The following is a 12240-nucleotide window of genomic DNA, read 5'->3' as shown; positions in this document are numbered from 1 at the left end:
AGGCCGATGCAACGACCGCACACGAGCTGGCGCACCAGCTCAGCCGAGAGGAAGCAGAATGAAAGCCCGCACCGCAGCACGCGTCGTGCTGCTCAACCCGGCAGGAGAGGTGCTCCTGCTGCATGTCAAGGACATGCACGACGATTCACGGCACTGGTGGATCACCTGCGGTGGCGGTGCCGAGCTCGGCGAGACCGCCGTGCAGACAGCCGCCCGCGAGCTCTCCGAGGAAGCCGGCATCGAGTGCGATCCAGCCGACCTCCTCGGCCCGCTGGCCAGCCGGTCGTTCGTCATGGAGTTCAAACACCACTCGACGATCCAGCACGAGACCTACTACGGCATGCAGTGCGATGAGGACTTCGACTTCGACGAGGCGATCTGGACCGACATCGAGAAGGCCTCGATCGTCGAGGGCCGGTGGTGGTCGCTGTCCGAGTTGAGCTCGACCACCGACGTCATCTACCCGCCGCAGCTGCCGACCCTGGTCGAGATGGTGCAGCGCCGGGACGTGCCGGACGAACCGCTGGTCCTCGAATAGCGGCCAGTCGCGGCGGTACACTTCAGACAGCCGCGCGGCAGGCCCCGGCGCTGATGACGCCGGCCCCAGACGGCACACACGCACAACCGAGACGAGGAGACATCAGTGGCAGGCCACTCCAAGTGGGCGACAACCAAGCACAAGAAGGCAGCGATCGACGCCAAGCGCGGCAAGCTGTTCGCCAAGCTCGTCAAGAACATCGAAGTCGCAGCTCGCAACGGCGGCGCCGACGTCGAAGGCAACCCCACCCTGTTCGACGCGATCCAGAAAGCCAAGAAGTCCTCAGTGCCCAATGACAACATCGAGCGCGCCGTCAAGCGCGGCGCCGGACTCGACGGCGGCGGGGTGGACTACGAAACCATCATGTACGAAGGCTACGGCCCCGGCGGTGTCGCCATGCTCATCGAGTGTCTGACCGACAACCGCAACCGCGCCGCCTCCGAGGTCCGCGTCGCGGTGACCCGCAACGGCGGGTCGATGGCCGACCCCGGTTCGGTGTCCTACAACTTCAACCGCAAGGGCGTCATCGTCGTCCCGGCCGAGGGCACCGATGACGAGGCGATCATGGAGGCCACCCTCGAAGCCGGCGCCGAAGAGGTCAACGACAACGGCGAGACCTTCGAGATCATCTCCGAAGCCACCGACCTCGTCGCCGTGCGCACCGCACTGCAGGAAGCCGGCATCGACTACGACTCCGCCGACGCCTCCTTCGTGCCCAACATCGAGGTGCCCCTCGACGCGGCGACCGCGGAGAAGGTCTTCAACCTCATCGACGTGCTCGAGGACTGCGACGACGTGCAGAACGTCTACTCCAACGCCGACGTCTCCGATGAGGTGCTCGCCGAGCTGAACGGCCACTGAGCCGATGCGCGTGATGGGAGTCGACCCGGGCCTGACCCGCTGCGGCATCGGCGTCATCGACGCCGAGCGCATCCACCGGCCGGCTCTCGTCGCCGTCGACGTCATCGAGACCCCCAGCGCCAGCGCCGTCGACACCCGCCTCGGGGCCCTGGCCGACGCCTTCGACCGGTGGCTTGATGAGCACCGGCCCGATGTCGTGAGCATCGAGCGGGTCTTCGCCCGCCACAACGTCTCCACCATCATCGGCACCGCCCAGGCATCCGGCCTGACGATGGGCCTGGCCGCCCGCCGCGGCATCCCCGTGGCCATGCACACCCCATCCGAGGTCAAAGCCGCGGTCACCGGCAGCGGCCGAGCCGGCAAAGCGCAGGTGACGAACATGGTCACCCGGATCCTGCGGCTCGACGCCCCGGTCAAGCCCGCCGACGCCGCCGACGCCCTGGCCCTGGCGATCTGCCACCTGTGGCGCGGTGCCGGATCTGCCGGCTCGACCCCAGGCGCGACGAAGGACGTCGACACCCGGCAGGGTGCTGGCCGGCAGGGCAGCTCGCTGACCCCAGCTCAGCAGCAGTGGGCGGCAGCCCTCAAGAGCGCCGGAACGCCGCGTCGCCGGTGACACCGGGCCCGAGGCGTGCTGGCCTCGGCACACGCCGGAGCCGAGGTGCCCGGTTCCGTCCGTGCGACCGGCTAGAGTGGTATTCGTACATACGTTCACACCTGGAGCTTGAGTGATCACCTACCTTTCGGGCACGGTCGCCAGCGTGCGCCCCGACAGCCTCACCGTCGTCACCGCCGGCATCGGCCGCCGCGTCTTCGCCACCCCGGCCCTGACCTCTGGCGTGCGCCACGGCCAGGACATCGAACTGCACACCGTGCTTGTCGTCCGCGAGGACTCACTGACCCTCTTCGGATTCGGCGACGCCGCCGAACGCGACCTGTTCGAAACCCTGCAGACGATCTCCGGCATCGGCCCGCGCCTCGCCCTGGCAGTCCTCTCGGTGCTCAGCCCCGAGGAGCTGAGCCAGGCGATCGCCGATGAGAACCAGGCCGCACTGACCAAGGTGCCCGGCATCGGCAAGAAGGTCGCCGCCCGGCTCATGCTCGAACTGGCCGGCAAGCTCACCTCCTTCCCGCAGCCGTCAGGCACAGCTGCCGCATCCGCGGCCCCGGCCGGCGGTGCCGATGCGGTCTCCGCGCAGGTCGTCGAGGGACTCGTCAACCTCGGGTGGCGGCAGGCGCAGGCGGAGAAGGCCGTGGCCGACACCCGCGCAGAGTTCGACACCGAACCGACGACACCTGAACTGCTCAAGGCCACCCTCAAGTCCATCGGCGGGCGCGTATGAGCGAACCGAGCTACGAAGTCGAGTTCACCGGAGACGACCTCACCGGTGCCGAAAGCGCACGCCTGACCCGCGCCGGGGCCGATGACGCCGAACGAGCAGCCGAGGTCGCGCTGCGCCCGCGGGGCCTGAAGGACTTCACCGGACAGCCGCAGGTGCGCGAACAGCTCTCCCTCGTCCTCGACGCCGCAGCTGCCCGCAACCGCGCCCCCGACCATGTGCTGCTCTCCGGCCCGCCGGGACTGGGCAAGACCACCCTGGCGATGATCATCGCCCATGAGCTCGGCACCCAGATCCGCGTCACCTCGGGCCCGGCCGTCCAGCACGCCGGCGACCTCGCAGCGATCCTGTCCTCGCTCGAAGAGGGCGAAGTGCTCTTCATCGACGAGATCCACCGGGTCGCCCGCGCCGCCGAGGAGATGCTCTACGTCGCCATGGAGGACTTCCGCGTCGACGTCATCGTCGGCAAAGGACCCGGCGCGACCGCCATCCCGCTCGACCTGCCGCCCTTCACCCTGGTCGGGGCGACCACCCGCTCCGGCTTGCTGCCGGCACCGCTGCGCGACCGCTTCGGGTTTACCGGCCACCTCGACTTCTACTCCGAAGAGGACCTGCACACTGTGCTGCGACGCTCAGCCCAGATGCTCGACATCGAAGCCGATGCCGCCGGTCTGCAGGAGGTCGCCACCCGCTCCCGCGGCACCCCGCGCATCGCCAACCGGCTGCTGCGCCGAGTGCGCGACTGGGCACAGGTCCGCGGCCGCGGCGTCGTCGACTACGACGCCGCACGCGCCGCACTCAAGGTCTACGAAGTCGACGAGCGCGGACTCGACCGGCTCGACCGCGCTGTGCTGCGCGCCCTGTGCGAGCGTTTCGACGGCGGACCTGTCGGCCTGCGCACCCTGGCCGTGTCCGTAGGGGAGGAGCCAGAGACCGTCGAAGAGGTCGCCGAACCGTTCCTCGTGCGCGAAGGACTCATCTCCCGCACCCCGCGCGGACGCATCGCCACAGGTCAGGGCTGGCGACACCTCGGGCTACCCCCGAAGGACGCCGAACGGGCTCTCTTCGAGTTCACAGACGACGATTAGTGATTGCCGCCGCGTCGCCACTAGACTGACTTCTTGGCTATAGCCCCGTCATATCGAAAGGCTGATCTCACTCGTGGATCCCACAACACTCATCTTCCTTGGCCTCGGCGCCCTCATGCTGTTCTTCCTGTTCAGCAGCCGCAAGAAGCAGAAGGCCCGCCAGGAGAGCATCAAGTCCAATCTGGTGCCCGGTGCCGAGGTGATGACGACGTTCGGTGTGTACGGAACCGTGCTCACCGTCTCGCCGGAGGACCACATCGTCACGATCGAGAGCGGTCCCGGCACTGTGCTGCGCATCCACCAGCAGGCCATCGGCCACATCGAGCCGGCCGCCGGTGTCGCCACCGACGGGCTGTCCGATGACACCGCTGCCGCTGATGCCGACCGCGACCTGCCTGCCGATGACACGCTGGCCTCCGATGACCGCCTGGCGGACGACCGCTTCGACGACTCGGATCGCCTCGACAACTACCGCGGCGGCAACCACGGCGGCGGCGACTACACGTCCGACAACGACCTCGATGACCCGCGCCGCGATGACCGCGGTGACGACTTCAAGGCCTGATCACATCCCAACGAAAGATCCCCTGTGTCAACTTCCGCAGACAAGCCCCGTCCGGGACTGCGCTTTGCGTGGCTGACGATCTTCACGCTGGCCCTCGTCGCCCTCATCGGCGGCGGGGCCATCTGGTCGAACGCCTCCTGGACCCCGAAGCTCGCCCTCGACCTCGAAGGCGGCACCTCCATCATCCTCGAGCCGCAGCTGGAGGATCAGCGCATCACCCAGGAGCAGCTCGAGCAGGCGGTGGCGATCATCCGCCAGCGCGTCGACTCCACTGGTGTGTCCGAAGCTGAGATCACCACGCAGGGCGACCGCAACATCATCGTCAACCTGCCGGGCAACCCGGACGAGCAGACCCGTGAGCTCGTCCGCTCCTCGGCACAGATGGTGTTCCGCCGTGTTGCCGTCGTCGCACCTCCCGAGCCGGACACCGGCGAGCAGCCTGCCGAAGAGCAGGGCGAGGAGGGCAACGACGCCACCGATGAGGAGAAGAAGCAGCTCGAGGAGCTGCTCAAGGACCAGGGCAATGAAGAGGCCCCCGCGGAAGAAGAGCCAGCACAGGGCGGCGCCGGTTCAGTGACCGGCACTGAAGGTGCCGACGTCACGGCCCAGCAGCCCAGCGATGCCGGCACCGTGCCCGGCCCGGCCGGCAACCCCGGCGACGCTGAGGATGCCGAGTCCGGTCAGGGCACCGTCAAGGAAGGCGAGTTCCCGCGCTTCGATCCGCAGACCGACCAATCGTGGCTGACCCCGGAGATCCTGCAGACCTTCCAGGAACTCGACTGCACCAAGGAAGAGAATCGCATCGGCGGCGAAGCAGCCCCTGACGACCAGCCGGTTGTCGCCTGCGACCAGAGCGGTGCGGCGAAGTACGTGCTCGGACCCGTCGAGTTCGACGGCTCCCACATCACCGACGCCGAGTTCACCTTCGAGACGACCGCACAGGGCGCCCAGACGAACCGCCCGGCAGTATCCATGACGCTCGACAACTACGGCGCTGAGGCCTTCAGCCAGATCTCCGGCAAGCTCACCGGCCTGCAGGAGCCCTACAGCCAGTTCGCGATGGTGCTCGACGGCCAGGTGCTCTCAGCACCGCGTTCCCAGGCACACATCACCGACGGCCGGATGATCATCACCGGTCAGTTCACCGTCGAGGAAGCCGAGACCCTGGCCAGCCAGCTGAAGAACGGCTCCCTGCCGATCAGCTTCCAGGTCCAGAGCGAACAGCAGATCTCACCCACCCTGGGTGCCGACTACCTCGCCAAGGGCCTGCTGGCCGGCGGTATCGGTCTGCTGCTCGTCGTGGTCTACTCGCTCATCCAGTACCGCGTGCTCGGACTGGTGACGGTCTCCAGTCTCGCTGTCGCCGGTGTGCTGACGTATCTGCTCTTGCTGTTCGTCACCTGGCGCTACGGCTACCGGCTGTCACTGGCCGGTGTCGCCGGTCTCATCGTCGGCATCGGCATGACAGCGGACTCGTTCATCGTCTACTTCGAGCGCATCCGAGACGAGCTGCGCTCTGGGCGCAAGCTCACAAGCGCCGTCGAGATCGGCTGGGATCGCGCCAAGCGCACGATCTTCGCCTCGAAGGCCGTCAACATGCTCGCCGCCGTCATCCTCTACATCCTGGCCGTCGGCAGCGTGCGCGGCTTCGCATTCACGCTCGGCCTCACGGTCATCGTCGACGTCATCCTCGTCGTCCTGTTCACGCATCCGATGATGCAGGTGCTGGCCCGCACCCACTTCTTCGGACACGGCCACCCGTGGTCGGGCATGGATCCGCGCCAGCTCGGCGTCAAGATGGCCGCCTACCGCGGTGCGATGGGCCTGGATCTGGAGAAGGCGAAGGAGAAGTCGAAGAAGCGCGGCTCCTACAAGGAGGCCAAGCGCCGTCAGGCATCCATCGAGAAGCGCTCCGGCTCATCGACGCGCGCCAGCCGGAAGTCCACCGGCACACTCACCGCCGACCGTTCAGAGCTCTCGATCGCCGAGCGCAAGGCGCTGCGCGAGAAGGAAGCCCGCGAACGCGAAGCCGGTGCTGACGCCGATGAGGCACGCACCGACAGCGACGACGTCACTGCCGGAGCAGGACGAAAGGACGGTGATGCCCGATGATGCGCTCGTTCTTCGCCTGGGGCAATGACCTGCACTCGGGCCGCACCTCGATCCCGTTCATCAAGCGTTCGAAGCTGTGGCTGGGCATCGCGATCGCCCTCATGATCGCCTCGCTCATCGTGCCGCTGCTGGGCGGATTCAACCTCGGCATCGCCTTCAAGGGCGGTTCCCAGTTCCAGATCGCCAACACCTCGGACACCTCCGAGCAGCACGCTCACGACGCAGTTGCGGAGGTCGTCGGCAACAACGTCTCGACCACGGTCGTGCCGACCTCGGACACGTCCATCAAGATCGACACCGACCAGCTGACCGACGATCAGATGCAGCAGGTCCGTGACGCGCTCGTGACGTCGTACAACGTCGAGAACGCCGACGTCACTTCGAACTTCGTCGGCCCGAAGTGGGGTCAGGACGTGACTGAGAAGATGACGCGCGCACTCGTCATCTTCGTCGCGATCGCGATGCTCGTGATGGCGATCTACTTCCGCACCTGGAAGATGTCACTGGCAGCGATCCTCGGTCTCGTCTTCGTCATGGTCGTCACGATGGGCATCTACTCCGCCCTCGGCTTCGAAGTCACCCCGGAGGCGATCATCGGCTTCCTCACCGTGCTCAGCTTCTCGCTGTACGACACAGTGGTGGTCTTCGACAAGATCCGCGAGAACACCGAGGACTTCAAGGAGAACAACCGCATGAAGTTCTCCGAGCTCGTCAATCTCGGCGTCAACCAGACGACCGTGCGCTCGATCAACACCTCGATGATCTCGGTGCTGCCGATCGCAGCGATCCTCTTCATCGGCGTGTTCCTGCTCGGCGCCGGCACCCTGACCGACATCGCGCTCTCGCTGTTCATCGGCACGATCGTCGCTGCCGCCTCGACCCTGTTCGTCGCCTCGCCGCTGTACAACCTGCTGCGGCAGAACGAACCGGCCGTCAAGGAGCAGGAGGCGATGGTCGACGAGCACCGCCGCAAGCGCGGACTGCCCGACCGCCCACCCGTGCTGTTCGAGGACGTGCGCGCCTGATCCGCATCAGCGAACACGCTCGCCTCGCCCGCGCAGCCCACAGAAGCGCGTAAGATGGACAGACCATGGCAGGAATGCTCTCCTGTCATGGTCTGTTGATTATGTGACGAAGGGAGCGACACGTGGCCGACACCACCGGTGAGTCCACGCGCAGGCCGCGCGGCATCTCCCGCCTGGCCTTCTGGACGGCCCGCTCCCAGCATGCCCCGCAGCACCCGAAGGCCCTCGGCCCGCTGCTGCAGGCAGTCGCCCACAGCCATCCCAAGGACGATGTCGAGCTCATCGTCCGGGCCTACCGCACCGCCGAGAAATGGCATCGCGGCCAGATGCGCAAGAGCGGCGACCCCTACATCACCCACCCGGTCGCGGTCGCCACCATCCTCGCCGAGATCGGCATGAACTCCTCGACGCTGGCCGCAGCGCTGCTGCACGACACCGTCGAGGACACCGAGTACAGCCTCGACCAGCTGCGCGAGGACTTCGGCGACGAGATCGCCCTCATGGTCGACGGCGTCACCAAGCTCGACAAGATCGAATACGGCGCAGCCACGCAGTCCGAGACCGTGCGCAAGATGATCCTGGCGATGTCCAAGGACATCCGGGTGCTCGTCATCAAGCTCGCCGACCGGCTGCACAACGCCCGCACGTGGAAGTACGTGCCGGCCGCCTCGAGCCAGAAGAAGGCCAAGGAGACCCTGGAGATCTTCGCTCCGCTGGCACACCGGCTGGGCATGAACACCATCAAATGGGAGCTCGAGGACCTGTCATTCCAGGTGCTCTACCCGAAGGTGTATTCCGAGATCGTCCGGCTCGTGGCCGAACGCGCCCCGGAGCGCGAGAAGTATCTGGCGATCGTGTCGAAGGAGATCAAGGAGGAAGCCGGCGAGGCCAACATCATCGCCGAGATTTCCGGCCGCCCGAAGCACTACTACTCGATCTACCAGAAGATGGTCGTCCGCGGCCACGAATTCGCCGACATCTACGACCTCGTCGGCGTGCGTGTGCTGGTGGAGACGGTGCGCGAATGCTACGGCGTGCTCGGCCTCGTCCACGCAAAGTGGTCGCCGATCGCCGGCCGGTTCAAGGACTACATCGCCATGCCGAAGTACAACATGTACCAGAGCCTGCACACCACCGTCATCGGGCCCTACGGCAAACCGGTCGAGATCCAGATCCGGACGCATGAGATGCACCGGCGAGCCGAGTTCGGCATCGCCGCGCACTGGAAGTACAAGGACCGCCGCAAGGTCAACCCCCAGGCGATCAACGCCGCCGGCGGACGGATGGCCAAGGTCGGCGACTCCGGTGAGGTCGACCAGGTCGCATGGCTGCGTCAGCTGCTCGACTGGCAACGGGAGACCTCCGACCCGGACGAGTTCCTCGACAACCTGCGCTTCGAGGTCAACTCCAAAGAGGTCTACATCTTCACGCCCAAGGGCGACATCATCTCCCTGCCGGCAGACGCGACCCCGGTCGACTTCGCCTATGCCGTCCACACCGAGGTCGGACACAAGACGATGGGCGCACGCGTCAACGGACGGCTCGTCTCCCTGGACTCGAAGCTGCACAACGGCGACGTCGTCGAGGTCTTCACCTCCAAGGACGAGAACGCCGGGCCGTCCCGCGACTGGCTGGCCTTCGTCACCAGTCCTAGGGCGCGCAACAAGATCCGCCAGTGGTTCTCCAAGGAGCGCCGCGAAGAGGCCATCGAGACCGGCCGCGACCAGCTGGCCCGGGCGATGCGCCGCCACCATCTGTCAGCTGATGCGCTCATGAGCCAGGAAGCTCTGCTCGTCGTTGCGAGTGAACAGCGGCTGCCGGATGTCACCGCGCTCTATGCTGCGATCGGCAACGGCAACATGTCAGCCGCCCACGTCGTCGATCTGCTGGCCAAGGAGGTCTCGGCAGACGAGCAGGAAGATGACCAGCCGACGACCGAGATCCTGCGGCCGTCGAATCGGCGCGGCAAGTCCCGCGGCCACCATTCCTCAACCGAGGGTGTGCGCGTCAAGGGCTCTGATGACATCCTCGTCAAGCTCGCCCGCTGCTGCACACCCGTGCCCGGCGACACCATCATGGGATTCGTCACCCGCGGCGCCGGGGTGTCCGTGCACCGGACCGACTGCAAGAACGTCTCGAGTCTCAAACGCGAACCCGAGCGCATCGTCGAAGTCGAATGGGCACACCACTCGCAGGGCATCTACCTCGTCCAGATCCAGGTCGAGGCACTCGACCGCGCCGGACTGCTCTCTGACATCACCAAGGTCCTCACCGACAACCACGTCAACATCCTGTCTGCCTCGGTGGCGACCTCACGGGCCCGGGTGGCGCAGTCGCGGTTCGTCTTCGAGATCGGCGACTCCACCCACCTCGACACTGTGCTCTCGGCCGTCAAACAGGTTGAAGGCGTCTTCGACGTCTACCGCATCACCGGCGGCTGAACCACCGGTCTCAGCGGATCGGCAGGAGCGTGCGCGCATGGGGGATGATGTCACCGAGCAGGCCGCGCATCCGCACGAGATGCGGGCGCCGGTACTGCTCAGCGACGAACCGGGTGAGCGCGATCTGCTCATCGAAGCCGACTGACTCGAGTACGGCCTGCGCGCCGGCGCGCACCGTCTCCTCGTCCGTGTCAGCATCGAGGAGCTCATAGAGCAGGTCGTACAGCGTCCGCTCCGGTGTCGTCAGGGCCAGCCCGGCCAGCTCAGCTTCTTCGGCGGGGCACACATCGCGTTCGTGGACGACGACCGGCAGGCGGGCAGCCCGGATGCGGCGCCGCACCCGTGTGGTGTATTCCGCAACCACCGGCGCCAGACCCGAACCCCACCACACCCAGTGCGCCGACCGGTGGCTGAGCACCAGTCCCGGCAGTGGAGCGGCCTCGACGCTGCTGGCCCGCAGCCGCGCATCGACCGGCATGCCCACCGGCGCCCAGCAGGTTGCTGAGAGCCGGAAGGCCAGCCCATCGAAGGTCAGCTCCATGAGCTCGGTGTAGCTCAGCGGCTCACCCAAACGCAGCAGATCATCCATGCCCCCACTCTGGCCCAGCTCATGCCGGCAGACCAGGCGCTGGCCCGAATCTGTGGACAGAGCACTGCGGCCCGCCTGAGGACAGGCGAGCCGCAGTCGGCAGTCTCAATCAGACGCAGGCGTCACTGCATCTCTTCAGCCGTGCGGGCGACCTGGTCGCGCCAGGCACGGCGGGCCTCCAGAGCCTCACGCGCCTTGGCGATGTCGCTGTCCTTGCCAGCGGCCTCGGCCTTCTCCAGCTCGGCCTCCAGCTCAGCGATCGAGGCATCGAGCTGGGCGAGCATGCCCGAGGTGCGGGCCTGGTGCTCCGGATTCGTGCGCCGCCACTCAGCGTCCTCCGCCTCAGCCAGCGCCCGCTCAACAGCGCGCAGCCCGCCTTCCATCCGGGAGATATCAGCTCGGGGCACCTTGCCGGCGTCCTCCCACCGATCCTGGATGACACGCAGCTTCTCCTTCGCCGTCACCGGATCGGTGATCGGCAGCAGCGCCTCAGCCTCAGCCAGCAGCTTCTCCTTGACCTTGAGGTTTTCGCCGTACTCAGCCTCGACCTCCTCATTGGCCCGGTTGCGGGCCGCGAAGAACCGATCCTGGGCGGCCCGGAACTTCGCCCACAGAGCGTCGTCGTCCTTGCGCCCGGCACGCGGTGCGGCCTTCCACCGGTCCATGAGGCGCCGGTACTGCTGGGCGGTCTCACGCCAGTCGGTCGAATCCGACATCGCCTCAGCCTCGGTCACGAGCTTCTGCTTGATCCGCTTTCCCTCAGCGTTGCGCTCATCGAGAGCGGAGAAGAACTCGCGGCGGGCCTTGTCGAAGCGGTTGCGGGCCTTGGAGAACCGGCCCCACAGCTGCTGGTCCTGCGAGCGCGGCAGCCTCGGCGTCGTCGCCTGCACCTGCTTCCACTGCTCGAACAGCTCCTTCATCCGGGCACTCGACTGCTTCCACTGCACACGCGCCGGATCCGCATCGGCGATCGCCTCGGCTTCCTCGACGACCTTGATGCGCGCCTGCAGGCCGGCAGCCTTCGACTCCTCATGCGCCTGTGCCTGCTGGGCAGTGGCCTCGGCTGCCTTCTCCGAGACGGCATCGAGCCGGGCGCGCAGCGCATCGAGATCACCGACGACCTGCGCGTCCGCGAGCGCCTCACGCTGGGTGCCGGCCGCCTCGGCGACAGTGGCACCGGCGGCACCAGCAGCCAGGCGCTGCTCCAGCAGCGTGACGGCATCGGCGAGATCGAGGTACTTCTTCGCGAAGTACTCCAGCGCCTGGGCCTCATCGGCATCCGGGTACTGGCCGACCTCCCGCTCACCATCAGAGGTCTTGACGTAGACCGTCGAGTCCTCACCGACCCGGCCGAACGTCTTCGCCTCAGCGATCTCCGCGGTCCGGTCGTGGGCCGGTGCCGCCGGGGCGGCAGGGGCCTGACCGGGCCGGGGACGCAGGGCCGCCGGCGAGGGGACCGCCGAGGGCTTGGGCACCGGCGCCGGCTTCGGCTTCGGGGCGTCGGAGGACTGGGAAGCGCCGGCAGGCGTGGGCGCGGAAGTGGACTGCTGCGTCTCGTCGGTCATATGGCACCTTGTCGTATCGTCGGTCGAATCCTGTGACGGATCACTCAACGCGGGAATGTACCTTCCCAGCATAACGACAAAACCGCGCGCGCCCGCCGCGCTCCGCACGGGTCGAT

At 67.0% G+C, this 12240-nt stretch carries 11 protein-coding genes; 9 read left to right on the top strand and 2 right to left on the bottom strand.

The genetic code is table 11. The features are described 5' to 3' along the window. Positions 1 to 58 precede the first annotated feature (58 nt). From HLA91_RS07760 to HLA91_RS07720, 9 genes are all read left to right on the top strand, one after another. A complete protein-coding gene (locus tag HLA91_RS07760) occupies positions 59 to 538 on the top strand; it encodes an NUDIX hydrolase (protein ID WP_170274222.1) in 480 nt (159 codons plus the stop codon). A gap of 105 nt (positions 539 to 643) precedes the next feature. Then, positions 644 to 1399 carry a YebC/PmpR family DNA-binding transcriptional regulator gene (locus tag HLA91_RS07755; RefSeq protein ID WP_165882812.1) on the top strand — a complete coding sequence of 252 codons (756 nt, stop codon included), beginning with the start codon at positions 644 to 646 and terminating at the stop codon, positions 1397 to 1399. A gap of 4 nt (positions 1400 to 1403) precedes the next feature. Further along, positions 1404 to 2015, top strand: coding sequence for a crossover junction endodeoxyribonuclease RuvC (gene ruvC / locus HLA91_RS07750; RefSeq protein WP_170274221.1), 612 nt, complete (start codon positions 1404 to 1406; stop codon positions 2013 to 2015). A gap of 112 nt (positions 2016 to 2127) precedes the next feature. Continuing rightward, positions 2128 to 2742, top strand: coding sequence for a Holliday junction branch migration protein RuvA (ruvA, locus tag HLA91_RS07745; protein WP_102160341.1), 615 nt, complete (start codon positions 2128 to 2130; stop codon positions 2740 to 2742). Further along, entirely contained in the window at positions 2739 to 3827 is a 1089-nt protein-coding gene (ruvB, locus tag HLA91_RS07740; protein ID WP_170274220.1) for a Holliday junction branch migration DNA helicase RuvB, read from the top strand. Before ruvA ends, ruvB begins: the two co-directional genes overlap by 4 nt. Positions 3828 to 3900: 73 nt before the next feature. After that, positions 3901 to 4392, top strand: coding sequence for a preprotein translocase subunit YajC (locus HLA91_RS07735; protein ID WP_338076729.1), 492 nt, complete (start codon positions 3901 to 3903; stop codon positions 4390 to 4392). Between the two features lie 24 nt (positions 4393 to 4416). Next, a complete protein-coding gene (gene secD, locus HLA91_RS07730) occupies positions 4417 to 6504 on the top strand; it encodes a protein translocase subunit SecD (RefSeq protein WP_170274219.1) in 2088 nt (695 codons plus the stop codon). Next, complete coding sequence (gene secF / locus HLA91_RS07725; protein ID WP_165884759.1) at positions 6504 to 7529, top strand: protein translocase subunit SecF; 1026 nt, start codon at positions 6504 to 6506, stop codon at positions 7527 to 7529. The genes secD and secF overlap by 1 nt, the downstream gene beginning before the upstream one ends. A gap of 122 nt (positions 7530 to 7651) precedes the next feature. Further along, positions 7652 to 9970, top strand: coding sequence for a RelA/SpoT family protein (locus HLA91_RS07720; protein WP_420867888.1), 2319 nt, complete (start codon positions 7652 to 7654; stop codon positions 9968 to 9970). Between the two features lie 10 nt (positions 9971 to 9980). On the opposite strand, the gene HLA91_RS07715 is transcribed toward HLA91_RS07720, so the two are convergent. After that, positions 9981 to 10559, bottom strand: a complete 579-nt coding sequence (locus tag HLA91_RS07715; RefSeq protein ID WP_102160335.1) for a hypothetical protein — start codon at positions 10557 to 10559, stop codon at positions 9981 to 9983. Between the two features lie 122 nt (positions 10560 to 10681). Beyond that, complete coding sequence (locus HLA91_RS07710; protein ID WP_170274218.1) at positions 10682 to 12124, bottom strand: DUF349 domain-containing protein; 1443 nt, start codon at positions 12122 to 12124, stop codon at positions 10682 to 10684. Between the last annotated feature and the right edge of the window lie 116 nt (positions 12125 to 12240).

The sequence above is a fragment of the Brevibacterium luteolum genome (assembly GCF_013004595.1).
Taxonomy (GTDB): domain Bacteria; phylum Actinomycetota; class Actinomycetes; order Actinomycetales; family Brevibacteriaceae; genus Brevibacterium; species Brevibacterium luteolum.
Note: the sequence above shows the minus strand (reverse complement) of the source record. Positions and strands in the feature narration are given on the sequence as shown.